Source organism: Halomonas sp. Mc5H-6 (genome assembly GCF_024124705.1).
In the GTDB taxonomy this organism is placed as follows: Bacteria; Pseudomonadota; Gammaproteobacteria; order Pseudomonadales; family Halomonadaceae; genus Vreelandella; species Vreelandella subterranea.
Genome location: NZ_JAMXSI010000002.1, coordinates 187,351 through 213,777, shown reverse-complemented (window position 1 = coordinate 213,777; position 26,427 = coordinate 187,351). Strand labels below are relative to the sequence as shown.

Sequence of the window (26,427 nt, the reverse complement as noted above, 5' to 3'; positions counted from 1 at the left end):
AAAAGGGCCTTGTATCAAGAGGGTCAGCGCGGCGGGGGTTATCGCTAACCCAATCCGCGCAGAATAAAGTCGACGGTTTGCTGCGCCTGCTGCTTCGAGCTACCGCTCTTCATCAATAACCGCAGCCCTGACATCGACAGTGTCAGAAACTGGGCAGCACTTTGCGGATCGCGGGCCTCAGCGATACTGCCTTCGCGCTGGGCGCGCTTGATGACGCCATGAAAGAAAGCCGTCACGCTCGCCACGCTATCACGAGCGGTCTGTGCTGGCAGCGAGTCCTCTCCGCCCAGCTCGGTGGCAGAGTTGAACAGCAGGCAACCAAGCGATGCCTGCTGACTGTCGGTATCGGCGGCTGAATACAACAGCTGCTCGATAAACGACCAGGCACTATCTTCGGCGTCCAGCTGCTCGGACAGCGACGCCAACAGCTCTTCGCGGTAATTCTGCAGGGCTAGCAGGAACAGCGCCTCTTTGTTACCGAACGCCTGGTACAGGCTGCTGCGCGACAGCGCCATGGCGTCCAGCAGATCGCGCATGGACGTATGATAGTAGCCAGAGCGCCAGAAGGTGTTAACCGCCGCCTTTAGCGCTTCTTTCGGCTGATGCTGTAAGGGTCTGCCGATGGTCATTGTCACCACTCTTGGAAACTGTCGCCCACACTTCAACGGGGCAAATCACTCTCTAGCCGTTTAATTTAACATGTTGCAGGGGGATTAGGGGAGTCAGCACCCCTTCGCGACCGCGGGGCAAAGAAAAAGCTGCACGTGGCAGCCGATGGGGACACAGCAACGCTCATCCCCGGCGCGGTCTGGCCGAACCGGGGATGGGGTGCGTTTAGAAGCCGTTGAAGGCTTAGTTCAGCAGCTCTCTGACCTGCTTGATGCCTTCGCGGGCAAGCTGCACCGGGCGGGAATCACTGACGGTCCAGGCGGCCATCGAGCCGTCATACATGGCGATGTTGTCGAACCCGGCGACTTCGCTGAGCACAAACCAGTCGGTCGCGGCCCAGTGACCAGTGTTGCAGAAGGCGATCGTGCGCTCGCTGCTATCCAGCTCCACGGCATTAATGCGCGACTGTAGACCCTCGACGTCCAGGTAGTAGGCGCCGTTCTGGTCGTTCAGGTGCGACTGGTGGGGCAGGCTCCGCGCGCCGGGAATCGTACCGGCGACCCGCGCCGCGGGGGATTGGTTGTCACCGGCGAAATAGTCAGCGGGGCGGGCGTCGACCAATTGTGCCTGACTTTCCCGGGCGGCTTCCACGTCCTCGGTTGACGCGATCAACTCCTCGCGAAGCGTCGCCTCGAATTCGGCGGCATCGTAAGGCTCAGGCTCGCCGCTTGCCACGTCAAAGCCCTGCTGCTCCCAGCCCGCAAAGCCACCGTTGAGGATGGCAACATCGTCGTGGCCGAGGACCTTGAGCGTCCAATACACTCGCGCCGCGCTGCCGAAATCGGTGGCGCCGGTACCGGCGGGCACAATCACCACCGCGCTGTCGTTATCGATCCCCAGGTCGCCAACCAGCGTTTCCAGATCGCTCACCTCGGGCATCAAGCCCGCTACGCTGTCGCGGGTCTCGCGCCAGCCGTCATCGGTGTAGTTTGAATAGCGGCTGCCCGGAATGCGGGCCTCGGCAAAGCTCTCGGCATCGCCGCCATCGTCGATGGACGAACGCACGTCCAACACCACCAATTCCTCTTCATCGAGGTGCTCGTTCAGCCACTGGGCATCCACCAGTGGTGTCATTTCAAGCGCATAGGCCTGGGCGGAAACCCCCAGGGCGCCGATCAGGCCCAATAGTAAGCGGGACATAAAACCTCCATTGCGGTCGCGAGCAACGCTCATCGACTTTAGTAAAACAGGCAAAAGAACGCTTGGTACATTAATATGATAGTGGGTGATATAAAACCATTATTAAAATGCTTTTTTGGCATAACCGTATAGATAAAGGTACCAATAGTCGTGGCATCGATGCAGGGCCTGCTTTTCAAAATCGCTGGAAATGTTGTGTAAGCAATTGCGTTGATCGACCACTCCTGGTAACGACCCGACAAGGAGCCCAGGATGAGCGCGCACGCTACTCCCCCACCACGCTTTTGGCTGAGCGGCAAACGCCACGCCGAGCAGGACCTTTTTTTCCGCCAGACCCTGGAAGCCGAAGGCTGGGAGCCGGGCGACGAAACGCAGTGGCAGGCGGCCTGGGTCACCGGCATGCCGCCGAAGTCAGCGTTCAAGTCGACCTCCCCCAGCCAGGTGATGAACCACATCCCCGGCAACGCCGCGCTCACGGTCAAAAGCCGCCTGCATGCGGGCTTGAAGGCGCTGCGTGACCGCACCCGGCGCCACTTTGGGGAGGTGCACCCCAACACGAAGCGGCTTAATTTCTTCCCCCGCGCCTATGAAATGCCCCACGACTACCCGGCGCTGGTCGAAGACGCCGCCGCGCATCCCGATAAGCGCTGGATCCTGAAGCCCACCAATGCGTCCAAGGGCCAAGGGGTTCAGGTGTTGCGCGACCCGGTCCGTGCCCCGCTGGAACCCAACTGGCTGGTGCAGGAATACGTGGCCAACCCGCATACCATCCGCGGCCACAAGTACGTGCTGCGCCTGTATATGCTGATCGCCAGCATCGACCCGCTACGCGTCTATCTCTACGACCAGGGCTTTGCCAAGCTGGCCTCGGCGCCGTGGAGCCCAGACGACATCGACAACCCCTTCAGCCAGCTGACCAATCCCGACATCAACGCGCTCAACTTGGACGCCGAGATTCCGGTTGAGTTTATCGACCTTGACCGCTACCGCCACTGGTTGCGGGAGCAGGGCCACGACGATCAGGCGCTGTTTGACCAACTGCAGGATCTGGCCACGCTGACCGCGCTCTCCGGGGTCGGAGCGATGCGCGCCCGCTCCCGGGAAGACGGCGCCGACCCGCGGGGCTGTTACGAGCTGATCGGCCTGGACTGCCTGGTGGACGACCAGCTCAAGCCCTGGATTCTGGAGTGCAACTTGAGCCCTTCGCTGGGCACCTGCGCCAAGCCGGCACACGGCGGCGTGGTCGAAGAGGCCGTCAAGACCGGGCTGGTGGAAGACATGATCGCCCTGACCGGGCTGACTCAGCCGCCCCGGGACACGGCGACCTTCGATGCCGCGGCGCTGGCGGCCGAGCGCGAACGGGCGGGTGGCTTCGTGCCGCTCTACCCGACCCAGGACGCCCATCGCTACCTGCCCTTTATCGGGCTACCCAGCCTTGCCGATTACCGGCTGGCGACCGAACTCGCTCCGCTGAGCCTGTCTTTCCAAGGCCAGGACGTCAGTGAGCTGATCGACGATGATCGTCTGGCGCTTTATCACCACCCCAGCGGGCACTATTTTCAGCTCAACGACAGCGCAGCGCTGATCTGGCTGCTGGTCAGCGACGGCGCACCGATCGAGAGCGTGATTGAACAGCTCCAAGAGGCAAGCGGTGGGCAGGTCGATGCCGACACCCTGGCCAGCGACCTCTGGGCGACGCTTGCACAATGGTGGCAGCACGGCCTGCTGGCGCCCGGGGATGGCGACACCTCCGCGCCCGACACGGCCTCCCCCGCTCGCCAGCGTCCCGCCACCTGGCGCAGTACGCTGTTCTTCGATCAGCGCCGCTGGTCGATCAGCGCGCCCGAGGGCCCCGTGTCAGCCACGATTGCCGAGACACTGACGCCGCTGCTGGACACCGACGGCAACACCGCCGACACATCACTGCATGTCCTGGAAAGCGCCAACGGTTACTGCCTGACCAGCGACAGCCGAGTCATTCGCTCGCGCCTGCGCCTCGACGACATCGTCCCCGCCATCACCCAGTTCTGCCTGTCCCACGCTGCCAGTAACGGCCAGTTGGTGCTCGATGTCGCCCTGCTGAGTCGGGCGGAGGGGCACGTCGTCTGCGTTGTGCCCAACCAGGCGCCTGCCCAGGCGATGGGCACACTGAAAACAGTGGCGGCCCAGCATGACCTTGCCCTGACACGCGGCGCACGCCTCTCGCTGGCCACACCGGACACCCTGGAACCGCTTAATCTACCGCTTGAGGATGCCGGGTTCCTGTTTCAGGAACGCGCCCCTTGCGTTGGGCTTTTATGGCTTGATGACGCCCCGAGCGACAGCTCCGAAGCACCGTCGTCGCTCGAGTTGCTTGGCGCCCTGCTGCCCAGGGCCCAGGAAACAGCAGATCAACCGCAAGGGTTAAGCCCTGACGCCTTGACCGCGCTGCAGCACATGGCCCAGGGCGCGCACAGCGCGCGGCTGGCCAGCAACCAGGTCGAGGCCGTTACCCAATGGCTTGACCGGACACCGCTTTTACCCTCTTCCCAGGCCGCTGTATAGCGGCAGGAAGTCGCGCCATCTGGCGCATTTGCTTATGACACTATAAGGAGAAGCCTCATGTCTCAACACGAAGCGAAACGTCGTTTACTGAGCCGCCTTGGCCGCCGGTTCGGCTATACCGCCCCTGCCCTGGCGCTGGTCGCGGGTGGTCTGGCCTTTCAGGCCCAGGCTGACGAACCCACCGAAGGATTCACCTCGATGCAGGAAGCGCCCATGATGCTGGCCGAAGGTGGCTCTGAGGGCGAAGCTGAAGCGGAAGGCGAAGGCGGTGCCGAAGCCGGCTAACACCGGCCCTGCCCGTCAAACTAACTGCTTCTGTGCCGGTGTACGCACCGGCACACTTCACCGGGAGGCTAATGACCATGTCGACATCATCACTGTCGCCACTGATAGACGAAAACGTGCAAACGCTCGCGCAACTCGCCCAATTGCTTGGCCGCGTCTCGGCACACGACTACCAGCGCCCGCTTGGCGCCAAGGGTACTCAGTCACTGGGCAAACACATCCGACATATTCTTGAGCACTACCAGACGCTGCTGGATGCCTGCGCGACGGCACCCACAAAGGCGGTATTGGACTATGAAGAACGCCTGCGGGAAGCGGCGCTGGAAACCCGGCCCGGTTACGCGGGTGAGCGCGTCGAAGCGTTCCAGGCGGAGCTCGAGGCACTGGCAGACAGGCCCCACGACGCCGCCCTGACGCTGAGCTACCCTGTTGAGGTGGATGGCGCCGACGATTCGTTGGCCCTGCCCACCAGCCTGGGCCGGGAACTGGCGTTTTTAACCAGCCACAGCATTCACCACATGGCGCTGCTCGGCCTGCTCTGCGAACAGCTGGGCATTACGCTACCCGAGCACTTCGGCGTTCATCCATCGACGCTACGTTACTGGGAGCAGCAGCGTTCAGTCTCTTGAGAAATGTACTCGCTGCCGCCCCCGCTTCCAAGCGCGTTTCCATCCGCCACATCACCTCCTCGCCCCCTGTTCAATTCCGGTGGGCCACCACTCTATCGCCTTGGCGTGGTGACAAAGACTCCGGCCACCAACGCTCAACGAAAGATGCATGACAGAAATTCCGTCGCGTTTGTTGCCAATTTTGGACTAATTGTTCCATAATCAATACAGACATACGGCGATCCTGCATCAGCCGTCTTTTATCGATCCAAGGAGAGAGAAATGGCCGATTTTCCATTACATACCGTCGATAGCGCACCCGAAGCAGCGCAGGCGAACCTGAAAGCCGCCGAAAAGAAAATGGGCTTCCTGCCGAATATCTTTGCCAAGATGGCCGAGGCGCCGACGCTTCTCGACGCCTATCTGACCCTTGACGGCATCTATGCCAAGACCAGCCTGAGTCCGGTGGAACAGCAGGCGGCCCTGCTCGCCATCAGTGCTGATAACCTCTGTGCGTTCTGCGTCGCCGCCCATACCGGTGGCATTAAACAAGCCGGTGCCGACGACGAGACCGTCAAGGATCTGCGCGATCGCAAGACACCTAACGATGCCAAGCTGGCTGCCGTGACGCGTTTTGCGCGCCACTTGAACGCTCAGCGTGGCTGGGCCGAGCAAGCCGAGCTGGATGCCTTCCTCGAAGCAGGTTTCACCCATCAGCAGGTGCTGGAGCTGGTCATTGCCTGCGCGCTGAAAACACTCTCGAACTACACCAACCACGTTGCCGGCACGCCGCTCAACGAAGAGCTCAAGCCGCTTGCGTGGGAAGCACCCGCATCATAACGCCTGTCTACCGGTGGCCGCCTTGCGGCCACAGACGGATGCTGCCTGGAAATGGGAACGCTACTGCAACCCGGTCTCCATGAGGACTCTCTGCCGTGATAACCGCCACGCATTCACCCGATGAACATATTGCGGCGCTACGACCCAAGCTTGTCGCCTTTGCTCGCTTACAGCTGCGCGATAACACCGCAGCCGAGGATACCGTGCAGGACACGCTGGTCACCGCACTGGAAAAGCACGATGCCTTTGGCGGGCGCTCAGCGTTTGAAACCTGGGTCTTCGGCATCCTCAAAAACAAGATACTCGAAAGGTTCCGCCAGCAAGGCCGCTTTGTCGCGTGGCAGAGTGATGATCAAAGTGACGACGACGCGCTGGAAAACCTGTTCCAGGAAAACGGCCGCTGGCAGGCGACGAAACGTCCAACGCCATGGGGCGACCCCGATCAGGTGCTCGAAAACACGGCTTTCTGGAAAGTGTTGGATGCCTGCCTGGTGGCATTGCCGGAAAACACGGCCCGCGTGTTCACGATGCGTGAACTCATGGAGCTTTCAACACCGGAAATATGCAATGTGCTCGATATCTCAGAGTCCAACTGTTGGGTCATCCTGCACCGCGCGCGGTTGAAGTTGCGCGACTGCATCGAGAAAAGCTGGTTTTTGCAAGCTAGCCTAGGAGTTAACCATGCTGATGTGCCGTGAAGCCACACGCTTGATGTCGCTCAAACAGGATAGGGTGCTTACCCTCCGGGAAAAAACAGCGCTGCGTTTTCACCTTTCCATGTGTGGTGCCTGCCGTGCCTGCGCGCGTCAGTTCGATCTTCTGCATGCCATCGGTGAACACCATCCTGCTGCCTTGAAACCGTCATCGACACAGGATGACTAGGAGTTGCCCTATGCGCCCACTTCACGGCGTTGCGGTTATCGCCGGTTTGCTGATGATCAGCAGCACGGCCACGGCAGACATCTTGTTGACACCCAACCAGATCATGACCTGGCCCACCCGCAGTTTTGACGGTGAGACCCATTACGAGATCGTCGAAAAGGATGGTGCCAGGGTGCTGATGGCCCAATCACAGGGCCAGGCATCGGCACGCTATCTGGAGCGCGAAATCGACCTCAATGAAACGCCCTACCTGCACTGGTGCTGGCAGGTGGACTCCACCTACCCGGGACTCGATGAGACCACCAAGGCGGGCGACGACTACCCTGCTCGTGTCTATGTGGCGCGCAAAACGGGGCTGCTGCCCTGGCAAGTTCAATCCATCAATTATGTCTGGTCGTCGACGCAGGACGCGGGTAGCGCCTGGACCAATGCATTTACCGACCGCGCCGAATTGATGGCCCTACAAGGCGGCGCCTCAAAGGTGGGCGAATGGGTCGCCGAGGTACGCGACGTGCGCGCCGACTTTGCCACCTTGTTTGGCGACACAGTAACCACCATTGACGGGGTTGCCTTGATGAGCGATGGCGACAACTCAGGCAATGACGCCACCGCCTGGTTTAGCCAACTCGGGTTCTCCGCGACTAGACAGCTGCCAAACTGCCCTTAAAAACGGTTTCTCGAATTCCCCCAACACCTGATAGCAGACGCCTCCATACCGCCCATTGATATTACCGTTGAGGTATATAAAACAGTTTTTGACCTGCCGCTCGGTCTTCAAGGTGACTGAGGATGTCAGCCTTGCCGCTTTCGTATAGGATGTGTATAACTATCAAAAAAAAGTCGCAATACACTCATTACTCAGGCGGTTTAGAAGACACCGGGACTTAAGACATGATTTTTGACAACACGAATAACGCCCATCGACGTGCCTTGATGCTACACACCGCCTGCATCGAATTTACCCCTGACGGTATTATTCTGGACGCCAGCCAACACTTCCTGGATGCGGTTGGCTATTCGCTGGACGCCATCAAGGGCCAGCATCACAGACTGTTCTGCACTGAAAACGAGGCGAGCTCTTCCGCGTATCGATCATTCTGGCGTTCACTTTCTGAAGGAGAAAGCCATCAGGGTACGTTCAAGCGGATAGATGCCAGAGGCCAGGACATATGGCTCGAGGCAACCTATGTGCCTGTTTGCAACCGCAGAGGCCGTGTCGTCAGCGTCTTCAAGGTCGCCAATGACGTGACGGCCAAGTACCAGGAAGCGGCGCGCAAGGACGCTGTTCTGCAGGCGCTTGATAGCTCCATGGCAGTGATTGAATTCACCCCGGCAGGCGAAATAATCAATGCCAATACCAACTTCGAGCAAGCGGTGGGCTATACCAACGAGCAGCTGGCAGGTTCGCATCATCGCCAGTTATGCCCACCCTCGTTTTACCAGCAACACCCGCATTTCTGGGAAGAACTGGCCAGAGGCGAGTTCAAGCAAGGCAAGTTTGAGCGACTGAACTCGCAAGGCCACAGCCTCTGGTTGGAGGCGACTTATAACCCGATTACGGATGCCAACGGCGAGGTGTTCAAAGTGGTCAAGTTTGCCACCGATATCACCTCGGCCATGCAGGAAGCCCATGCCGCCAATCAAGCGGTGTTGACGGCGCAATCGACATCATCGGAAACCGAGCAGATTGCCCAGAGCGGCCTGTCTCACTTGCAGCGTGTACTGGAGGACGCCCAGCAATCAGCCCAGGCGCTGGTTGAGGCGCAACGCCTGGTTGAATCGCTCAACGAGCAGGCAAAAAATATCAACATGATTACTGAGGCCATCGCCAACATTGCCAACCAGACCAATTTACTTTCGCTTAATGCGGCGGTGGAAGCCGCTCGCGCCGGAGAGCAGGGCCGCGGCTTTGCCGTTGTTGCCAATGAGGTTCGCCAGCTGGCCAAAGGATCGAGTGAAGCGGTCGACAGCATTACCCTGGTGCTCAGGGAAAACAGCGACCTTGTGACACGCACCACTCAGACCATGAAGCAAGTCATAGACCGCAGCGAGTCGAGTCAGGCAAGCATCAGCGAAATAGAAACGATCGTAAATGAAATACTGACAGGGTCGCGTAATGTATCGTCATCCATCGACCAACTAACGCTCAAGGAAACCAGCTAGCTTTCCTGGCCCAATAATAAAGTGCCAGCCTTTAAAGGCTGGCACTTTATTATTGGCAGGTTTTCATTACCCCGCCTTCATGATGCAACTTACTTCAGCGTGGTTTTACGCAGATACGGCAGCACCGTCTCGTAATCGCCGAATTTTTGCTTGGCGTCTTCGTCTGACACGCTGGGCGGAATAATCACATCCTGCCCGACTGTCCAGTCTGCCGGTGTCGCCACACCGTGCTTGGCCGTGGCTTGCAAGGCATCCAAAGCACGCAGGATCTCAGCGAAGTTGCGGCCTACGGTCATCGGGTAGGTCATGGACAGCTTGAGCTGCTTGTCCGGCCCGATGATGAATACCGAACGCACCGTAGCGCTGTCAGCGGGCGTGCGGCCATCCGGCAGATAGGCGTCTTCGGGCAGCATGTCGTAGAGTTTGGAGACGGTCAGGCCGTCATCGGCAATGATCGGGAAATCCACGTCGCTGCCGCTGACGCTCTTGATATCGTCGCACCAGCGTTTGTGATCTTCCACGCCGTCTACCGAGACGCCGATCACCTTGGTACCGCGTTTTTTCCACTCCTCGCTCAAGGTGGCAACGGCACCGAATTCGGTGGTGCACACAGGCGTAAAGTCTTTGGGGTGGGAGAACAGGATCGCCCAGCTGTCGCCAATCCAATCATGAAAGCGAATGGGCCCATGGCTGGTCTCGGCTTCAAAGTCGGGAACCACGGCATTGATACGTAGTGACATGTTTTCCTCCTGTGGGTCAAAAACCCTAATGCTTTAAGCGTCTTTCAGGTCCATCACTATAGAACATAAAGTGCTAAGCAAGCCAATCAAAACCGTCTTACCGTGATAAAAAACGGCCCAGGCCAAGGCATAGCGTCACTGGACGATAGATAAAACTAGACGCTATGCGAACCGGCCGACTTTTCAGCGGCTTTGGTTTCTCGCTTGACCCGCTTGAGCCACACCTGCTTCGCGTAGCTGCGCAGGTTATCAACATCGTCGGTCTCGTCGACGATATCCTGCCCAAGAATCGTTTCAATGATGTCTTCAAGGGTAATCAGGCCAACGAAGGTGCCATGCTCGTCGTAAATCACGCGCATGTGCAGCCGGTCACTGAGCATTGACGCAAACACCTGCTCCACATTACTGGAGACATCCACACTGGCAATCGGATGCATCATGTCTTTCATGATGCTGTGCTCATCCGCGTGATACATATCCGCTTTGTGCACATAGCCAAAGGCCTGCTCACCATTATCCATGACCGGGAAGCGAGTGAACGGTGTATGGCTGTAGGCTTCTTCAAATTCTCCCACCGTAAGATGGGGCAGCACCGTTTTGCAGACGGTACGCGGCGTCATTGCCTTGCCTACCGGAATTTCGTGCAGGTTGAGCATGTTGACGATGGTGCGCGTCTCATCGGCATCCAGTACTTTTTCTTCCAGCCCCACCCGGGCAAGCACCTTGATTTCCTCACGCAAGTCGACATCGTGTTCGGACTTGCCCAGGCGACGGGTGATTTGCTCCGACATCCAGATGAATGGCAGCAGAATGATGATCATCGGCTTGAGGAAACGCGGCAACATCGGCGACAGCCCTCGCCAGTAAGTTGCCCCGATGGTTTTCGGAATGATCTCTGAGAGGATCAAAATCAACATGGTCATCACGGCTGAGACAATGCCGATGGACGACTCGCCAAACACCACCGCAGCTTGCGCGCCAACAGCCGTGGCACCCACCGTATGGGCAATGGTATTAAGGGTCAGAATGGCCGCCAGCGGGCGATCGATATTGTCCTTCAACTGCGTCAGCGACGCATGAAGTCTGGGGTTATCTTCTTTCTGCTTGGCAATATAGCTTGGTGTGATAGAAAGCAATGCCGCTTCAAGAATCGAGCATAGAAAGGAAAAACCGATGGATAAGGCGGCAATCGTGATCAGAAGGACCATGTAAGGCTCATGTTAGGGGCGATGGATGTGTTATAGAGGCATGGACCGCCAGAATCAACAGGCGGTTCAATAAAGAACCTTTTCATCTGCCGCAGCCAAGAACCGCTGAATCTGCCATGCGGCCAACGGTGACGTCATAAAACCAGAACGCCTCCCGGCAGGAGGCGTTTGGATAGCAGTCTTTAGGTCCTGCTCATTACCCCTCAGGCAAACACATCCTTCCACTCGCTGCGCTTTTCAAGCAGGGCCTTGGCAAGCTCTTGGGCACCTTCCAGGCTATGGCTGGCTGCCCAGCCACACTGCATTTCGTTGCAGGCAGGTACTTCGGTGGCTTCCAGTACATCGTTCAGCGTTTTCTCGACGATGGAAACCACTTCATCGTAGTCATCGTGGTTGATCATCGCGATGTAGAAGCCGGTTTGGCAGCCCATCGGGCTGATATCCACCACTTTATCGGTGTGGTTGCGCGACTTTTCGGCCAGCAGGTGCTCCAGCGAATGTAGCGCCGGCATGTCCATATGGCCTTTATTGGGCTGGCAAATGCGCAGGTCGTATTTGTGAATACGATCTCCGTTTTCGCCTTCTTTGATATCAGCTAAACGGATGTAGGGCGCTTTCACCTTGGTGTGATCCAGGTTAAAGCTTTCAACGTTCATTTTTTGCTCGGCCATGTTGGCTCCTCTCCGTTTGCGTATTGGCTAAGTCTTATTCTACACCTTCAAGCTACACTTTTGGCGCGTCGAAGTTCCAGGGTTCGTCGGTGTAAACACAGACGTTGGCATCTTCAATATCGCCGTCGGGGGCTTCAACGTGCTGGGCAAAGAACTCCTGGATTTCCTTGCGCTGGCAGTGCGCCTCGAACTCTTCGCGGCTGGCCCAGATTTCATGGAACACAATCGGGTAACTGGAGCCCTGCGCGAAGGGGTTATCGATCTGACGCGTCACGGTGTAGTGGATGCAGGCATCTTCACGATGCGCATTGGGTTCTAACGCCTGAAGCGCTTTAAACACCGCTTCCTCTTTACCGGGCTTGGGTTTGAAACCCGCCACACAATAGATCTTTTCTGACATGCTTGGACCCTGAATCATTGAACGACTGGCTATTATGCGCTTGGTCACGCCACCTGGACAATGCGACTCGGCCAAGGTTCGTCCGTTTTACTGGGCGGCGCTCTCTGCGACGTCGCGCAGTACATCCGCCACATTATCGAGTGGTAGATCGCACTCTTCCAAACCGTGGCGTTTAGCAAGATAGTGAGGGTCGTTCCACTCCAGACGCACGCCGTCGGCGGTTTCGCGCACCACCATCTTTTGCGGAAGATCCAATGCGACGCTGCCCTGGCACTCCATCATGGGCGTACCAGCCTTGGGATTACCAAAGATGAACGTCATGGTAGGCGGTAGCTCAAGGTCGTTGTTTGCCGCGTTTTGAGCGTGATTGACAGTGGCCATGATGTTCAGACCATTGTCCTCCAGGGCCGTATTAAGCTGCCTCACGACAGTGCCATAAGCTGAATCACTGATCACATGTTCAATGCCGTTGCTATCCTCGGAAAGAACCGGTTGACTCAACAGTCCGCCAACTACCGCGATTCCCAATCCATAAAAAAAGCGCATGGTATCTCCTTATCAATTACTTGAGCAGCCGGTTGGCCAGGGTCTCCAGATCGGTGACCGTCATGTCGGGCTCGATGCCCCAGGGGTCGAAGGGGGCATCAGAACTGCGGCGTACCCAGGCGCTACGTAATCCCGCATGGGTTGCCCCGATCACATCAAAGGGATTGCTGGAAATCAGCCAGGTATTTTCAGGGCGGGTTTCCAACCGGGTTCTTAAAAACGCATACACCGCCGGGTCGGGTTTGAAGCGTTTGATGTCGTCAACGCTGACAACGTCATCCATATGCTGGTCCACGCCTGCGCGTTTCAACAACGCCGAGACGGCGTCAGACGTGCCATTGGAAAAGGCCACGCAACGCATACCGGCATCGCGGAGCTGGTCAAGGGCTGGCACGACATCCGGAAAGGCGGGCAATTCGGCATAAACCGCCATCAGGTGATCATAGTCGTTATCGGAGAGGCCGGTCTGCAAGGCCCGGTCGGTGAACACCAAGGCTTCCCGGGTGCATTCCACAAAGGGTACATAGGCACCCATCAAGCCATGGCGAAAGCTGTACTCCAGCTGCTTGTCGCGCCAGCGGCGGGCGAATTCGGCCGCTTTTCCCCGGTCGGGCAAACGTCTTTCGAGCTCGACCTTGACCCCCTGGGTATCAATCAGCGTGCCGTATACATCAAAGGCTAGTACGGGCTGCATGGAAACTCCTTAGATTGACGGACGTGACGTGTATTTAGCATAGTCGAGGCGTTGAAAAACAAAAATGCCGCTGCACCGTTCTCAGGCAGCGGCATTATCTTGTCGGTCCTCTCAATCACACCGTGAACGCGGCTTCCTTTTCACCGGTTTTCAGGTCGCCTGCACGCACCAGCTCATCGGTAACACGGTCGATGGCGCGCTTGGCGCGGCCGATCATGTCGTCCACTTCATGACGGTTGATGGTCAACGGCGGTGCAAAGCCGAGGATATCGCCTTGGGGCATGGCGCGGGCAATCAGGTTCTCTTCCATGGCGGCGGCCGCTACTCGGGGCCCCACTTTCAGCGCCGGATCGAAATGCAGGCGCTGCTTGGCATCCGGCGAGAATTCGAGCGCGGCCATCAGGCCGACGCCACGCACGTCGCCCAGCAGCGGGTGGCCTTCAAAGGTGGCCTTGAGTTGCTGCTGGAAGTAGGCGCCGGTTTCGGCCGCGTTGCCCACCAGGTTTTCACGCTCGATGATCGCCAGGTTGGCAAGTCCGGCCGCACAGCCCAGCGCATGGCCGGAGTAGGTCCAGCCGTGGCCGATGGGGCCGTACTCGCCGGTGCCCTGCTCGAGCACCTGCCAGACTTTCTCGCCAACGATGACGCCGGAGAGCGGCTGATAAGCGCTGGTCAGGCCCTTGGCGATGGTCACCAGATCCGGCTTCATGTTGTAGTGGTGGCTGCCGAAATCAGAGCCGGTGCGGCCGAAGCCACATACCACTTCGTCGGCGATCAGCAGCACATCGTATTTGGCCAGTACGGCCTGAATCGCATCCCAGTAACCTTCCGGCGGCGGTACGATCCCGCCGGTGCCGAGTACCGGCTCGCCGATAAAGGCAGCGACGGTATCCGGCCCTTCTTCCAGAATCATCGCTTCCAGCTTGTCGGCGCAGAAAGCGGAGAACTCGAGTTCGGACATACCGTGCTGTTCGGCGGCACGCAGGTAGTAGTGCGGCGCCTCGGTGTGGCGAATCGTTTCAATCGGTAGATCGAAATGGTCGTGGAAGGCTTTCAGGCCGGTCAGCGAACCCGAGGCAATGCCGGAACCGTGGTAACCGCGCATCCGCGAAATGACCTTCTTCTTCTGCGGGCGGCCGAGCACGTTGTTGTAGTAGCGCACAATCTTGAGCTGGGTTTCGTTGGCGTCCGAGCCGGACATGCCGTAATAAACCTTGGACATGTTCATGCCGGCGATTTTCAGAATCTGCTCGGAAAGCTCGATCTGCGGCTCGTTCGAATGGCCCACATAGGTATGGTAGTAAGAGAGCTCCAGAGCCTGCTTGTAGATCGCCTCGGCCACTTCGGTGCGGCCATAGCCGATGTTGACACAGTAAAGCCCGGCGAAGCCGTCGATGAATTCACGCCCATCCTTGTCCACGATATTGATGCCTTTACCGCCGGTAATCACCCGGCCCGGCGCATCGCCGTGGGCAAAATCACGCAGATGAGTGGAGGCATGAAAGGTGACGTTGCGGTCACGTTCGATCAGATCCTGGTGCAAGCTCATGGTGTTCCCTCTATACGGTAAACCTCCCCGATCAGCGGGGAGGATATTGAAAATGTGCCAAGCCTTTGGGGCTAGCTCCCGGACACGGAGCCCAGGGCGCCAAGGCAGTAATACTTGGTTTCGAGGTACTCATCGATACCCGTGGCGCCGCCTTCACGGCCAAGGCCGGACTGCTTCACACCGCCGAACGGTACCGGCGGGCCGGTCATCTTCACCGAGTTGACGCTGACCATGCCATACTCCAGCGCGCGCATCAGCTTCCAGATGCGGCGGATATCGTGGGTATAGATATAGGCCGCCAGGCCGTACTCGGTGTCGTTGGCCATCTCGATCGCTTCATCATCATCGCGGTAGGCGGTAATACCGGCCACCGGGGCGAAGTTTTCTTCCCGCCATACTTTCATCTGTGGCGTGACATCGGTCAGCAACACGGGCATGAAGAAGTTTTCGCCAGGTGCCTGGCTCTGATCACCCGCTACCATGGTGGCGCCGCGGGAGACGGCGTCATCGACGATCGAGGCGGCTTTTTCTACCGCCTGACGATGGATCAAGGGGCCCAGGTCGATTTCGCTTTGCAGGCCATTGCCCACGGTGAGCGCAGACATGCGCTCGGCGAACTGCTCGACGAACTCGTCGTGGATGGATTCGTGTACCAGGATACGGTTCGCAGCGAGACAGTCCTGCCCGGCGGTCTGGAACTTGGCCGCTACCGCCGCATAGGCCGCTTCTTTGGGGTCCATATCCGGACCGACAATAAATGGCGCGTTACCGCCGAGTTCCAATGAGAGTCGCTTAACGGTGTTGGCGCTTTGCTCGATCAGAATGCGTCCGACGCGGGTGGACCCGGTAAACGACAGCGCCCGAATACGCGGCTCGGCACATAGAATCTTGGACACTTCCGCAGGGTCGCCCAGCACCACATTGAAGATGCCTTCCGGAATACCCGCGCGCTCGGCCAGTTCCGCCAGCGCCAGGGCTGAAAACGGGGTTTCGTTGGCGGGCTTGATAACCACCGGGCAGCCCGCTGCCAGTGCCGCTGCGGCTTTGCGGGTAATCATCGCCAGCGGAAAGTTCCACGGCGTAATCATGGCCGAGATGCCCACCGGCTCCTTGATGGTGCCCAGCGAGGCATTGGGGATCGGGCTTGGGATGGTATCGCCGTAGGTGCGCTTGCCTTCTTCGGCAAACCAGCGCACAAAGCTCGCACCATACTCGACCTCACCGCGCGCGTCCGGCAGCGGCTTGCCCTGCTCCAAGGTCATGATGGTTGCCAGGTCTTCGCGGTTGGCTTGAATCAGGTCGTACCACGCCAGCAGTTTCTCGCAGCGCTCATCGGCACGCAGGGCCCGCCACTGAACGAAGGCATCTTCCGCGGCATCAACCGCGGCGGTAATCTGTTCGGCTTCCATCAGCGGAATATGGCCAATGGCTTCACCGGTTGCCGGATCAATCACCGCTTCTTCGCGACCGCCTTCACCATGGGTCCACTTACCGTTCACGTAGGCATACTGCCGGAACAGGCGTGGGTCTTCCAGGCGCTTGGCGAGCGTTGTCGATAGTGTGGTCATGGAAACCTCCCCTGGTTGACGCCTAGCGTGGGCGACAGCCGTTGCACATTAAAAATGACGGCCTGAGCCGTCGTGTTTCGATGTGTCTAGCCTAAGGGAGATTGCGCACGAAGTGTTTTTGAAAGGGCCGGATAATTCTGGCCCTTTTTTGGCGAACAGTGACTTAACACTGTGTTTTTTTGGCAGCGCCGTTGATCAGTCGTCTGAAGGGTTCAGCAATGCCTCCTCGGTGAAGACCACCAGCCCTAACTCCGGCCGGTAGCCATGGATCTCGGTCACATCCAACGCCTGGAGAAAGTCGAGAATTTCTTCGCTGATGACCTGTCCGGGTACTAATACCGGGAAGCCTGGCGGATAGGGAATCACGAAGCTTGCCGACACCACATCTCGCCCTTCACGCATCTGCGCCTGCAATTTGCCGTTATCGAAACGTAGATACTCAGTGTTTTCCTCGTCGTAGGCGAGGAAGTAGGCGGTGCGAATATCGCCCTGGGGGGTATCCGCACTGGGACGGAATGCATCATGAAAACGGCTGAAGTCCGGCAAGGGTGGCAGGTCATGATTCAGGGAATACACCTGCTGTTCGATAATCTTGCGCTCAGGGCGACTGCTGTCTTCCAGGCGATACTCGAACTCTTTAGCCAGTTTGATTAACACATCCAACAGGTAAGCAATCGATCCGCGGGTCGTGCCGATATTGGTCATGAAGAGCACGGTATTGCGCGATGTCTTGTTGATTTGAATACCGTACTTGTTCATCAGGTATTCGTTCTTGAAGGTATCGCCATCGACCCCCGTATTGCCGATCGCGATGGTCACGCGGGAAGGATCCACCACGAACTCATCGCGCGCCCAGGCTTCCTCCATCTTGTTCCAGCCGGTTACCGGGTCGTAATAAGACTCGACACCCGACTCACGGTAAGCCGCAGGCACCATGTCGCTATTTTTCAGTACGCGGAAATACTTTTGCAGTAACGGATGCGTATACAGCTGTTCGCGGAGCGATAGCGCCGTTTCGACCTGGGCGTGCACCAGCTCGAAACCCTCCATTTCCGCCTGCATCCGTCCCACGTCCAGCGACGCCACAATTTGGTAATTGGGTGAGGTCGAGGTATGCGTCATGTAGGCCTCATGGAAAGAGGCCTCCACTTTCTGGCGAAAATCCTGATCCCAGACGTGAATCATCGAGCCTTGTCGCAAGGAAGTCAGCGTTTTATGGGTCGAGTGGGTCGCATAGGCACGAATGCGTACCTCGTCCGGGTCGGGCATTAGTCGCTGGTCGAGCCAGGTCGCGTCATCTTGCGGGTCGAGCTTGTCGAACTCCGCTTTCCAGGCCGCGTATTCTTCACGATAGCTTTCACTGCGATAACGATACCGCAGGGTGCTTGCCGTGTTCATCGCGGTACGCGGCCGATAAGTGGGATTGAAGCCCGCGAAGGCGAACCAGGCTTCATCCCAGAGGAACACCAGGTCAGGCTTGATCGCCAGACATTCTTCCATGACGCGGCGAACGTTATACACAATGCCGTCGAAGGTGCAGTTGGTCAGCAGTAGCATCTTCACCTTGTGCAACTGGCCAGCGCGCTTGTAGTCAAGCAGTGTCTTCTTGATGTCGCGCAGCGGCACAGCACCGTACATGGAGTAGTCGTCGAGCGGATAGGAGTCCAGATAACTGACATGCGCACCGGCCAGCACCATCCCGTAGTGGTGCGATTTGTGGCAGTCGCGGTCGATGAGCACGATGTCCTTCGGCTTGATGAGGGCTTGCACCACGATCTTGTTGGCGGTTGAGGTGCCGTTGGTGACAAAGAAGCTACGACGCGCGCCGAAGGCCCGGGCGGCATACTCTTGTGCCTTTTTAATCGGCCCGAAGGGTTGTAGAAGAGAATCGAGCCCACCCGACGTCGCCGACGTTTCAGCCAGAAATATATTGATGCCGTAGAAGTCGATCATGTGGCCCGCCCAATGGGAGCGGGTCACCGACTTGCCCCTGGAAATGGGCATGGCGTGAAACACTCCTGTGGGTTTTTTGCTGTATTCACGCAGGGCATCAAAGAAGGGGGTGCGGTAACGGCTATCGATCGCGCGCAGAATGGTGTGGTGCTGCTCGATATAATCCGTTTCACGGTAGAAGATACGGTTGAAATATTGAATATCCCGGCTCGCCGTGGCCTCCACATCACCGCTGGTGACCAGGAACTGATCGATTTCCGGGCGCAGCTCATGAATCATCGAGCTCAGCAGGATACTGCGCTCGGCCTCCGTTTGATGCTCCAGTTCCTTTTCCGACAGGCCTTCCAGGTAATTACGCAGGGCACTGAGGTTGTATTTCGACTTGTAGGGAAACTCGTAGCGGATCAGGCAGGCCTGAATATTGGGATTGACCAGGATGGCAATCAACGCATCCTCGAAGCTCTTGACCGTCACCACGTCATAGACAAAACGATCCTCGGGGCGACGCATGTTGTGAAACGCTTCGCGCACCACCTCCTCTTCCTGGTTGGACAGGTTGTCGACGATCAACAGCTCGAAATAAGGCTGTGCCGAACTGTTGGAAGCCGGGTGTCCGCGGCGCAGTTGATTGAGCGCATCGAGTGCTTCCATGTCCTCTGCCCCAGCATCCGTCTCGGAGAGGTCGACATGGCGACGACGGTAGGATTCGCTGATCAACGCTCTTACCAGACGTTTTACGACTTTATCCAGCAGCGCGTATTCACCCCGGTTGAAGAGTGTCCACAGATGGCGGAAATCTTCCTTGGAGGGAAAGGCGTGATAATCCTCGATGATTTCCAGACGAGTCAGCTTGACGTCGATGGACTTGATCAGGTTCTTGGCGCGATTCTCGTCGTCGAGCCGGGTCAGAATTCCCAGGTCACGTTTAAGGGCATTCCAGGTGTCGGCCCGCAGTTGGGAGATTTTGTGATAAAAACCCAGGGCGGTGTAGGACGTTTCGGTGGGATTGTTCTCTGACATGACGACACCATCCTTTGTTGGTATTTATCTAGCAACGCATTGGCATGGGCAACGCGTCAATCAGCTGTATAGCCCTCGCGAGCCGTAGCGCACGATCATTTGTTCTTCGCAAAATTTATCGAATCTCAGGTCCAGCACCCTGCCCGGCCAACGAAACTCAACACGCCCTTCCTTAGGGTAATACACCGAGGTGTAGACGGTTCCAAGGCCGCGCTGGTAGTCGTGGCGAAACAGGGGAGGCGCGGAAAACGCCGCTATCAGGCGATCGTTCGTGGTCTCGTCATCGTCCACCAGAATCGAAAGCTGACGCTCGCGAATCAGCGTTTCCGAGGCCAGCGCGTGGGCATACCATTCGATTTTCTTTTGATGATTGGTGGCAACCGCAACTCGCCGGATATTGGCGCGTCGGTCCGGCGCAATCATCGCCGTGACATAGCGCCCACAGGCATCCGTCACGGTAATGTTGTAAGCCATGTGCGTGGGCACGCGTTCAAGTACCGCCGCCGCTTCGGGCACCGTATCGCAGAACTCAAGGATGTAGCGCAGAATGATCGGCGCGCCGAAGCCATCCCCGACCACCTTGCGCCCACCGAACGCCAGGGAGACGGCAAGCCCCGAATCGTTCATCCCATCCAGCACGCCCCACAGACAGTCCGACATGGCAATCACCCGGCGCTGATTCCAACGGGTGTAGAGAATCGTGCCCTCGCACAGCTCCGGTGGATAATCATAGTTGCGTGCCAGCACGGTAGACGTCGGCCTTGCCAACACCGCCTGGGAACAGCCGGTGATATAGGGCGGCGGCCGGTACAGACTGAGCAGCCGCGATGCCAGATCGCCGCCACCTGTCAGTGTGCACAGGGTGCGATAGGTATCCAGCAGCTCCGGCATGTGATGACGAAAAGCGTTGTAGCACTCCAGATAGGAGGGCCGTTCACGTTCACCTTCGGACAGGTACCAGGGCTCATAGGCAGGCCAGTGGTACTCAAACAACGATTGCCACTTGGGCCCCGCCTGCTCTTCATGAACGGTGCGAAACGTCAATGCCTTGTCCAGCTCGATCCCTGGCGCACGGCCCGCTGATAAATTTCCGTCCATACTCACAGAATTTTGAAGTTGCCACCGCCAATCGCATGGCTGACGGCAACTCCCTCCACCACAGGATCTTGCAGCGCCTGACCCGCATATTCACCGCGAATGCCTTTGATCCAGGCCTTGGCCCGCTCATTGAGATTGAAATCGTCGTCCATCAGGCGACCGCGGGTGATGAGAATGCCAAGATCCGCGCCTTCGTAGCGGAAGTCACCGGCACCGCTAATGCGCATGAAGAAGGCTTCCTGCTCGTTTTCAGCGGCGTGGGGATGGTAGCTGTAGTGGTCATAGTTGATGCTGCCGTCGTCGCTGATACGCCATACCCCTGTCTTGGGGGCCTGGGTAAGCAGGTCCACGCTCTCGTCGGTGTGCTTGATGACCAGCTGGCTCCAGCTGTCGACGCTTTCGGGATGCGCCCAGCGCTCATTGATATCATCGATATCAAGGTCGAAATCGAGGTCTGAAAACTCCAGCAAGTGGAAAAGAAACAGCGGGATATCGGAGTGGGCAAACGCCGCCACGTTAGTCAGCGAACTGGCGCCGGTAACGCGCGGATTGAGCTCCCCCAGGTAGACATCGTCGGTATCCATGTCGATCAGGAAGTCGAGCTCGAAATAGCCGCGGTACCCTTCTTCGCGAAGCGCCTCACCGAATTGGAAGGTATAGTCACGCGCCTTGTCGCGCACTTCCTGGGTAAAGGCACCAGAAAACATCTCGTTGCCGCACCAGCCACCCTTGTAGGGTGTCAATGTCTTGAACCCGACAAGTTCTGTCATCAAGGGGCCAACGACGGTACCGCAGCGGGTGGCGCATGCCTCGATGGCCGAGCCGCGGCAATTGATCCGCTTCATGATCTTGACTTCGGGCTCGGCTTCAATCTCTTCGGCGTGCTTGTAATAGTCTTCTTCATTGGCAATGAAGAAAGTGGTATGCCCGGAGTCGCCAAAGGCGGTCTGCACCACCAGGTCGCTGCCGAGCTCCTTGCTGACCTCACAAAGCTCCTGATAGCTGCCGACCTTCGCCAGTACGTTGGGCACGCTGGGCACGCCCGCTTTATTGCCGATGCGCACCGTCTCGATCTTGTTATCCATGCGTTGGCGTAGCGTCGCCGGGGGAAAGGCAATCTTTAGCCCCAGTTGCTTGCAGATGTCTTCGGTATGCTCATCGAACATCAGGAAAGACGCAATACCGGCGTTATCACCGGTGGATCGCGACTGAATGAAGTCAATCACCTCCTTATGTTCCAGCAGGTAGTTGTTGATATCTTCAATGCCTTCAAAATCACGTGGGAATTTTTCTTTAGGCACGAAAATGTTTCGCTGCTGCCCCTCAAAACAGTCGATGTAGTTGATATGGCGAAAATTACTCACCCAGTCGCCAATCCCCAACAGGTTGAAGTTGGTCGCTGATATGAAGTAAATCGGTTCCTGGTTATTGCGAAAGTGACGACGAACATCGGCAATGGAGGTGATCTTGCTCATGGTTGATGCTCCCTGGGTGGCGGAAGGAGTGCGCGTGTTATCAAGCGTCGTCTGTGAGGACGACGGAGCGCTTGAGGGCTCAACAGCATTGCTGGCGGCCTTATTGTTCTGCGCGGGGCGCAATAGCCGACGCATCAGATCCAACAGAAATTTCATCGATGGTCTCCCTTTGCCGGCCATTGCCGGGATTAATGTTCTGGAGGCGTCTCCAGATCAGCGCGTCCGGGCTTTACCAACGGCCCCAAGGTGTCCAGGAAGGCGGAAGAGCCGCCTTCGTTTGCATAGAGGGAGAAGTTCACCTTCCGGTCGCGGAAGCTCTTGAGCGGCTGGCCAAGGCCATGCAGGCCCCTCTCGCGTTCGCGTCTCACCCGGTTCAGGTCGATCTCGATGGGTATCACTTGCTCACCACTGCCTGCCTGGTGGATGACGTCGCCAGAAGGCCCGACCACAATCGAGCGGCCATTGCCCAAGGCCCCAGCTCCGTTGATATCGAAGAAGTAACACTGATTGAGCGCCGCGTTGGTGCGGGCAATGGAAAGCTCCAGGTCCCGATCAATGGTATCGGTCATGGTGGGGTGCAGAATGACCTCGGCGCCCATGGCGGCCAATGTGCGGGTCGTTTCCGGGAACCACATGTCGTAGCAAATGGAGATCCCAAAGCGCCCGACGTTTGGAACATCAAAGACAACAAATTCGCTGCCGCTTTCCACACCGGCTTCAAAGGGACGGAACGGGAACATCTTGCGGTAACGCGCCACCACCTGACCCATGGGGTTGATGACCACGGAGGTGTTGTAGATGTGTTCGCCGACCTGCTCAAACATGGAACCCGGTATCAACCAGATGCGATGCTGCAAAGCCAGTTGGCAGAACATCGCCTCGGTATCACTGGGCAAGGGTTGGGCATGGTGGGGGGAAGCCCCCATAGGCATGAGTTCACTGAACAGCACCATCTGAACCTGAGGAAAACGAGCCATCAGAGCGTCAACTCTATGACGCATGGCTTCGGTATTATCGCCGTGGTGCAGGGCATGCATTTGGACACCAGCAATGGTGAAGTAAGACATCGGGTTCTCTCTGCGTTAGGCGAACGAATTATTAAAGCTTAGCTTGACGATACAGCTCGATGATTCAGGTGCGTATATGCCATTAGGTGAATGAGGAAATGTCATTTATCTCATAGTAAGCCAACGAAACGCTGAATTGGCGTTGACCAAGCACCTAGCAATATCAATATTTCAACTTTTTGACGCACTGCCACAATAAGCTTGCCGGGTCGAAGCTCGGGCGAGGACTAGAAGAATGGCTAACGAAATGAGGGAAGGCAAATTCGCCGCACCAGATGCGTTTTAAACGGCTGATGCGGCGGCTCGCTATACATCAATATCGATGCCGATAGACTCCCGCTTGACGGTCTTGGTCACAATGTAAGTAAAGTAGCGCTCGATACCCGCGTCCGAGACCAGCCACTTGTCCATCAGGCGCTGATAGCTATCAATGGTGCGCGCTTCGAACTTGACCAGGTAGTCCACCCCGCCCCCGACCGCCACGCACTCGGTGACTTCCGGGGTTTGCATCACCAGAGCTTCGAAGCGCGCAAAGCTGTCGGCGTTATGCTGCTTGAGCTCGATCTGAACCCAGACGGGATTGCGCGGCACCAGTACGTCGGTGTCGATGCGGGCGCTGTAACCTTGAATGATACCGGCATTTTCCAGGCGTTTTACCCGCTCCCAGCACGGGCTGACCGAGAGGTTGATCGCGTCGGCCAGCTTCGACTTGGTGATCCGCCCATCGCGGGAGAGGATGTCGAGAATTTTCAGATCGTAACGGTCAAGTTTCATCACGGTGAATGTTACGCCTCCAGACGCTCAACAACATCGGCAATCACCGCCAGGGTGTCCCCCATATTGATCAGCGAGGGCGCGCGGCGGGCCATTAGAATACCGTCGCGCTCCGCCTTGTAAGCGACCGGCTCGGTACCGCTGCGGGTCATGTCGTACACGTAGGCAAGGGTCTGGCCTTTTGTCACCGTGTCACCCAGCGCCACCAACAGCTCCAGCACGCCTGAGTGCTGGCTCTGCACATAGCAGCTGGCATCGGGCATATCGAGATACGTCTGCCCCCCTGCGGGCATCTCCACCTCGCCTTCTATCAGGCCGTAGTGGATCAGGAAATTGCGCACGCCGCGCTCGGTAATGGCGATGCTTTCGGGGGTGGAGGTGCCGCCGCCGCCAAGCTCGGTAGCCACAAACACCTTGCCCTGGCGTTCGCAGGCGGTATCGAAGAGTTTCTCGGCATCCAGCTCGAACATCACCATGGCGTAGGGCGCGCCGAAGGCTTTGGCGCCTTCAAGAGCTGCCTGCTGCTGGCTTTTGTCGTCCAGCACATGGGAAGCGCCGAAAGGCAGGATATCCAGGGTGCGGCCGCCTGAGTGCAGGTCGAGCACCACATCGCTCATCGGCACCAGCACACGGGTGAAGTAGTCGGCGATTTGAGAGGTGACACCGCCATTGGGGTCCCCCGGAAAACTGCGGTTAAGGTTACCTTTATCCATCGGCGAGGTGCGCTTGCCGGCCATGACGGCCGGGGTATTCATGCAAGGCACGATAATCACCCGTCCGGTGACGTCTTCCGCCTTCAGCGTTGAAGACAGCTTCAACAGCGAGGTAATGCCTTCGTACTCGTCGCCGTGGTTGCCACCGGTCAGCAGCGCCGTGGGGCCGTCACCGTTTTTGACCACGGTGACCGGGATCATCACCGCGCCCCAGGCGGACTCATCAGTGGAGATGGGCAGCTTTAAAAAGCCGTGCTGCACGCCGTCGGCGTCAAAATCCACGGTGGCCGAAATCGGGCTGGGCCGCTGTTGGCTGGAGGTTATCGTCATGGTGTCTTCCTTAATTACTTAACAAACAGCTGGCGCGGAAAATTGGCCAGGGTTTCGCAGCCGTCTTCGGTGATCAAGATGCTTTCGGTAATTTCCAGGCCCCAGTCGTCCACCCACAGGCCGGGCATGAAGTGAAACGTCATGCCCGGCTGCAGGATGGTCTCGTCTGACGGGCGCAGACTCATGGTACGCTCGCCCCAGTCGGGCGGATAGGAGAGTCCGATCGAGTAGCCACAGCGAGCGCCGCCGCGGTCAAAGCCATATTTATCCATGGCCGCCCCCAGCGCCATGGCAATATCCGCCGTCCGATTACCCGGCTTGGCCACTGCCAGGCCGTTCTCGATGCCCTCCAGCAGCGCCGACTCCGCGCGGATAAAATCCATCGGCGGCTTGCCCAGAAAGACCGTGCGCGACATCGGGGCGTGGTAGCGTTTGAACACACCGGCGATCTCGAAAAACGTGCCTTCACCTTCACGAAACGGCGTGTCATCCCAGGTCAGGTGCGGCGCCGCGGCGTCCTTCCCCGTCGGCAGCATTGGAACAATGGCAGGATAATCGCCGCCGAACACCTTGCCGTTTTCGTCTTTCCAGCCTTCGATGCCGACGCGGTAAATTTCCGATACCAGCTTGCTCTTGGGAACCCCGGGTTCCATTACTTCCAGAATGCGCGAGTGCATGCCTTCCACGATCCTGGCGGCAATTCGCATGTAGGCGATTTCCTGGGGTGACTTGATCTGCCGACACCAGTTGACCAGGGCGTTGGCGTCCATGAAGCGGGCGTGGGGCAACGAACGCAAAAGGCTCAGGTAGGCTTGAGCGGAGAAATAGTAGTTGTCCATTTCCATGCCCACCACGCCCAGGTGCCAGCCCCGGTCGGGCATGATCGACTGGGCCAGGTATTCCATGGGGTGCATGTCCGGATTCTGGACATAGTAATCCGGGTAATAGGTGATGTTCTCAGGATCAATCCAGCAGGTGAGCAACGCGCCGTTGGCATCCATGCGGCGACCAAACCATACCGGCTCACCCTCGAGGCCCACCAGCACGCACTGATGCACGTAAAACGACCAACCATCGTAACCGGTCAGCCACGCCATGTTAGAGGGATCACTGACGATCAATACATCAATGCCTCTAACGGCCATTTCAGCACGCACCTTCCAGAGGCGGTTAGCATACTCTTCACGAGTGAAGGGCAGGGAAACCTGAGTCATCGGGCAACTCGCCATTAAAGATCACTAAGAACCAGCGCCGCTGGGCCACAGGATCGACCTGGCCACCGCCACAGTAGGCCCGCCAATGTCGTCTTGAGCCGATACTAGCACTCACCCTTGGTTGCCGGTCAAAGCCTTTATTACAAAATGTGCATACGGCATGCGAATCGGTGCTGAAACATCCTTATAAAGTCACTTTATCTTCATTCAACGCCTTGCTGGAAAGCATCTGAGCTCTTGCGAATGGGCCGAGCGCAGCAAGAATAAGCCGCTATA

The 26,427-nt window shown here is 57.8% G+C and carries 25 protein-coding genes; 8 read left to right on the top strand and 17 right to left on the bottom strand.

All coding sequences use genetic code 11. From position 1 onward, the window contains the following. Positions 1-44 precede the first annotated feature (44 nt). Complete coding sequence (locus NH395_RS04420) at positions 45-629, bottom strand: TetR/AcrR family transcriptional regulator (protein ID WP_253022686.1); 585 nt, start codon at positions 627-629, stop codon at positions 45-47. A gap of 223 nt (positions 630-852) precedes the next feature. Continuing rightward, positions 853-1,809 (bottom strand): sulfurtransferase, encoded by a 957-nt coding sequence (locus NH395_RS04415; protein ID WP_253022685.1) that lies wholly within the window; start codon positions 1,807-1,809, stop codon positions 853-855. A gap of 252 nt (positions 1,810-2,061) precedes the next feature. Here NH395_RS04415 and NH395_RS04410 point away from each other — a divergent pair, with 252 nt between their 5' ends. The 8 genes from NH395_RS04410 to NH395_RS04375 all read left to right on the top strand — a co-directional run bounded on the left by NH395_RS04410 (position 2,062) and on the right by NH395_RS04375 (position 9,131). Continuing rightward, the gene (locus tag NH395_RS04410; RefSeq protein WP_253022683.1) at positions 2,062-4,353 is read left to right on the top strand and encodes a PqqD family peptide modification chaperone; all 2,292 of its coding nucleotides are present in this window, start codon (positions 2,062-2,064) and stop codon (positions 4,351-4,353) included. Positions 4,354-4,410: 57 nt separating this feature from the next. Beyond that, positions 4,411-4,638: a hypothetical protein gene (locus NH395_RS04405; protein WP_253022681.1), complete on the top strand. Its 228-nt coding sequence runs from the start codon at positions 4,411-4,413 to the stop codon at positions 4,636-4,638. A 77-nt stretch (positions 4,639-4,715) separates the two neighbouring features. Further along, complete coding sequence (locus NH395_RS04400) at positions 4,716-5,267, top strand: DinB family protein (protein ID WP_253022679.1); 552 nt, start codon at positions 4,716-4,718, stop codon at positions 5,265-5,267. Positions 5,268-5,528: 261 nt separating this feature from the next. Continuing rightward, positions 5,529-6,086 carry a carboxymuconolactone decarboxylase family protein gene (locus NH395_RS04395; protein WP_253022678.1) on the top strand — a complete coding sequence of 186 codons (558 nt, stop codon included), beginning with the start codon at positions 5,529-5,531 and terminating at the stop codon, positions 6,084-6,086. A gap of 95 nt (positions 6,087-6,181) precedes the next feature. Continuing rightward, a complete protein-coding gene (locus NH395_RS04390) occupies positions 6,182-6,784 on the top strand; it encodes a sigma-70 family RNA polymerase sigma factor (protein ID WP_253022676.1) in 603 nt (200 codons plus the stop codon). Continuing rightward, entirely contained in the window at positions 6,768-6,968 is a 201-nt protein-coding gene (locus tag NH395_RS04385; RefSeq protein ID WP_092826187.1) for a zf-HC2 domain-containing protein, read from the top strand. The genes NH395_RS04390 and NH395_RS04385 overlap by 17 nt, the downstream gene beginning before the upstream one ends. 10 nt (positions 6,969-6,978) lie before the next feature. Next, entirely contained in the window at positions 6,979-7,635 is a 657-nt protein-coding gene (locus NH395_RS04380; protein ID WP_253022674.1) for a DUF3047 domain-containing protein, read from the top strand. Between the two features lie 224 nt (positions 7,636-7,859). Then, positions 7,860-9,131: a PAS domain-containing methyl-accepting chemotaxis protein gene (locus tag NH395_RS04375; protein ID WP_253022672.1), complete on the top strand. Its 1,272-nt coding sequence runs from the start codon at positions 7,860-7,862 to the stop codon at positions 9,129-9,131. A gap of 89 nt (positions 9,132-9,220) precedes the next feature. On the opposite strand, the gene NH395_RS04370 is transcribed toward NH395_RS04375, so the two are convergent. The 15 genes from NH395_RS04370 to doeA form a co-directional block, all read right to left on the bottom strand. Then, positions 9,221-9,871, bottom strand: a complete 651-nt coding sequence (locus tag NH395_RS04370) for a peroxiredoxin (protein ID WP_253022671.1) — start codon at positions 9,869-9,871, stop codon at positions 9,221-9,223. Between the two features lie 155 nt (positions 9,872-10,026). Then, the gene (locus NH395_RS04365; protein WP_253022670.1) at positions 10,027-11,079 is read right to left on the bottom strand and encodes a CNNM domain-containing protein; all 1,053 of its coding nucleotides are present in this window, start codon (positions 11,077-11,079) and stop codon (positions 10,027-10,029) included. 203 nt (positions 11,080-11,282) lie between these two features. Next, entirely contained in the window at positions 11,283-11,750 is a 468-nt protein-coding gene (locus NH395_RS04360; protein WP_253022669.1) for an S-ribosylhomocysteine lyase, read from the bottom strand. A gap of 52 nt (positions 11,751-11,802) precedes the next feature. Next, positions 11,803-12,150, bottom strand: a complete 348-nt coding sequence (locus tag NH395_RS04355; RefSeq protein ID WP_092826199.1) for an antibiotic biosynthesis monooxygenase — start codon at positions 12,148-12,150, stop codon at positions 11,803-11,805. Positions 12,151-12,237: 87 nt separating this feature from the next. Beyond that, entirely contained in the window at positions 12,238-12,696 is a 459-nt protein-coding gene (locus tag NH395_RS04350) for a DUF302 domain-containing protein (protein ID WP_253022668.1), read from the bottom strand. A gap of 16 nt (positions 12,697-12,712) precedes the next feature. Further along, complete coding sequence (locus NH395_RS04345) at positions 12,713-13,390, bottom strand: haloacid dehalogenase type II (protein ID WP_253022667.1); 678 nt, start codon at positions 13,388-13,390, stop codon at positions 12,713-12,715. 115 nt (positions 13,391-13,505) lie between these two features. Next, entirely contained in the window at positions 13,506-14,939 is a 1,434-nt protein-coding gene (locus NH395_RS04340) for an aminotransferase (RefSeq protein WP_253022666.1), read from the bottom strand. A 71-nt stretch (positions 14,940-15,010) separates the two neighbouring features. Next, positions 15,011-16,507, bottom strand: coding sequence for an NAD-dependent succinate-semialdehyde dehydrogenase (locus NH395_RS04335; RefSeq protein WP_253022665.1), 1,497 nt, complete (start codon positions 16,505-16,507; stop codon positions 15,011-15,013). A 195-nt stretch (positions 16,508-16,702) separates the two neighbouring features. Beyond that, positions 16,703-19,480, bottom strand: a complete 2,778-nt coding sequence (locus tag NH395_RS04330; protein WP_253022664.1) for an aminotransferase class I/II-fold pyridoxal phosphate-dependent enzyme — start codon at positions 19,478-19,480, stop codon at positions 16,703-16,705. Between the two features lie 60 nt (positions 19,481-19,540). After that, positions 19,541-20,578 (bottom strand): C45 family peptidase, encoded by a 1,038-nt coding sequence (locus tag NH395_RS04325; RefSeq protein WP_253022663.1) that lies wholly within the window; start codon positions 20,576-20,578, stop codon positions 19,541-19,543. Positions 20,579-20,580: 2 nt separating this feature from the next. Further along, the gene (locus tag NH395_RS04320) at positions 20,581-22,209 is read right to left on the bottom strand and encodes a biotin carboxylase (RefSeq protein WP_253022661.1); all 1,629 of its coding nucleotides are present in this window, start codon (positions 22,207-22,209) and stop codon (positions 20,581-20,583) included. A gap of 32 nt (positions 22,210-22,241) precedes the next feature. Continuing rightward, complete coding sequence (locus NH395_RS04315) at positions 22,242-23,120, bottom strand: carbon-nitrogen hydrolase family protein (protein ID WP_066322515.1); 879 nt, start codon at positions 23,118-23,120, stop codon at positions 22,242-22,244. Between the two features lie 306 nt (positions 23,121-23,426). Continuing rightward, positions 23,427-23,897 (bottom strand): Lrp/AsnC family transcriptional regulator, encoded by a 471-nt coding sequence (locus tag NH395_RS04310; protein ID WP_092826211.1) that lies wholly within the window; start codon positions 23,895-23,897, stop codon positions 23,427-23,429. 8 nt (positions 23,898-23,905) lie between these two features. Continuing rightward, positions 23,906-24,937, bottom strand: coding sequence for a N(2)-acetyl-L-2,4-diaminobutanoate deacetylase DoeB (doeB, locus tag NH395_RS04305; protein ID WP_253022659.1), 1,032 nt, complete (start codon positions 24,935-24,937; stop codon positions 23,906-23,908). 14 nt (positions 24,938-24,951) lie between these two features. After that, complete coding sequence (doeA, locus tag NH395_RS04300) at positions 24,952-26,151, bottom strand: ectoine hydrolase DoeA (protein ID WP_253022657.1); 1,200 nt, start codon at positions 26,149-26,151, stop codon at positions 24,952-24,954. Between the last annotated feature and the right edge of the window lie 276 nt (positions 26,152-26,427).

Coding starts and splice junctions, on each gene's coding strand:
- NH395_RS04325 (WP_253022663.1), bottom strand. CDS start 20,578: ATGGACGGAAATTTATCAGCGGGCCGTGCGCCAGGGATCGAGCTGGAC.
- NH395_RS04330 (WP_253022664.1), bottom strand. CDS start 19,480: ATGTCAGAGAACAATCCCACCGAAACGTCCTACACCGCCCTGGGTTTT.
- NH395_RS04400 (WP_253022679.1), top strand. CDS start 4,716: ATGTCGACATCATCACTGTCGCCACTGATAGACGAAAACGTGCAAACG.
- NH395_RS04420 (WP_253022686.1), bottom strand. CDS start 629: ATGACCATCGGCAGACCCTTACAGCATCAGCCGAAAGAAGCGCTAAAG.
- NH395_RS04405 (WP_253022681.1), top strand. CDS start 4,411: ATGTCTCAACACGAAGCGAAACGTCGTTTACTGAGCCGCCTTGGCCGC.
- NH395_RS04370 (WP_253022671.1), bottom strand. CDS start 9,871: ATGTCACTACGTATCAATGCCGTGGTTCCCGACTTTGAAGCCGAGACC.
- NH395_RS04345 (WP_253022667.1), bottom strand. CDS start 13,390: ATGCAGCCCGTACTAGCCTTTGATGTATACGGCACGCTGATTGATACC.
- NH395_RS04415 (WP_253022685.1), bottom strand. CDS start 1,809: ATGTCCCGCTTACTATTGGGCCTGATCGGCGCCCTGGGGGTTTCCGCC.
- NH395_RS04410 (WP_253022683.1), top strand. CDS start 2,062: ATGAGCGCGCACGCTACTCCCCCACCACGCTTTTGGCTGAGCGGCAAA.
- doeB (WP_253022659.1), bottom strand. CDS start 24,937: ATGACGATAACCTCCAGCCAACAGCGGCCCAGCCCGATTTCGGCCACC.
- NH395_RS04360 (WP_253022669.1), bottom strand. CDS start 11,750: ATGGCCGAGCAAAAAATGAACGTTGAAAGCTTTAACCTGGATCACACC.
- NH395_RS04315 (WP_066322515.1), bottom strand. CDS start 23,120: ATGTCTTACTTCACCATTGCTGGTGTCCAAATGCATGCCCTGCACCAC.
- NH395_RS04380 (WP_253022674.1), top strand. CDS start 6,979: ATGCGCCCACTTCACGGCGTTGCGGTTATCGCCGGTTTGCTGATGATC.
- NH395_RS04350 (WP_253022668.1), bottom strand. CDS start 12,696: ATGCGCTTTTTTTATGGATTGGGAATCGCGGTAGTTGGCGGACTGTTG.
- doeA (WP_253022657.1), bottom strand. CDS start 26,151: ATGACTCAGGTTTCCCTGCCCTTCACTCGTGAAGAGTATGCTAACCGC.
- NH395_RS04335 (WP_253022665.1), bottom strand. CDS start 16,507: ATGACCACACTATCGACAACGCTCGCCAAGCGCCTGGAAGACCCACGC.
- NH395_RS04365 (WP_253022670.1), bottom strand. CDS start 11,079: ATGGTCCTTCTGATCACGATTGCCGCCTTATCCATCGGTTTTTCCTTT.
- NH395_RS04340 (WP_253022666.1), bottom strand. CDS start 14,939: ATGAGCTTGCACCAGGATCTGATCGAACGTGACCGCAACGTCACCTTT.
- NH395_RS04320 (WP_253022661.1), bottom strand. CDS start 22,209: ATGAAATTTCTGTTGGATCTGATGCGTCGGCTATTGCGCCCCGCGCAG.
- NH395_RS04375 (WP_253022672.1), top strand. CDS start 7,860: ATGATTTTTGACAACACGAATAACGCCCATCGACGTGCCTTGATGCTA.
- NH395_RS04385 (WP_092826187.1), top strand. CDS start 6,768: ATGCTGATGTGCCGTGAAGCCACACGCTTGATGTCGCTCAAACAGGAT.
- NH395_RS04355 (WP_092826199.1), bottom strand. CDS start 12,150: ATGTCAGAAAAGATCTATTGTGTGGCGGGTTTCAAACCCAAGCCCGGT.
- NH395_RS04395 (WP_253022678.1), top strand. CDS start 5,529: ATGGCCGATTTTCCATTACATACCGTCGATAGCGCACCCGAAGCAGCG.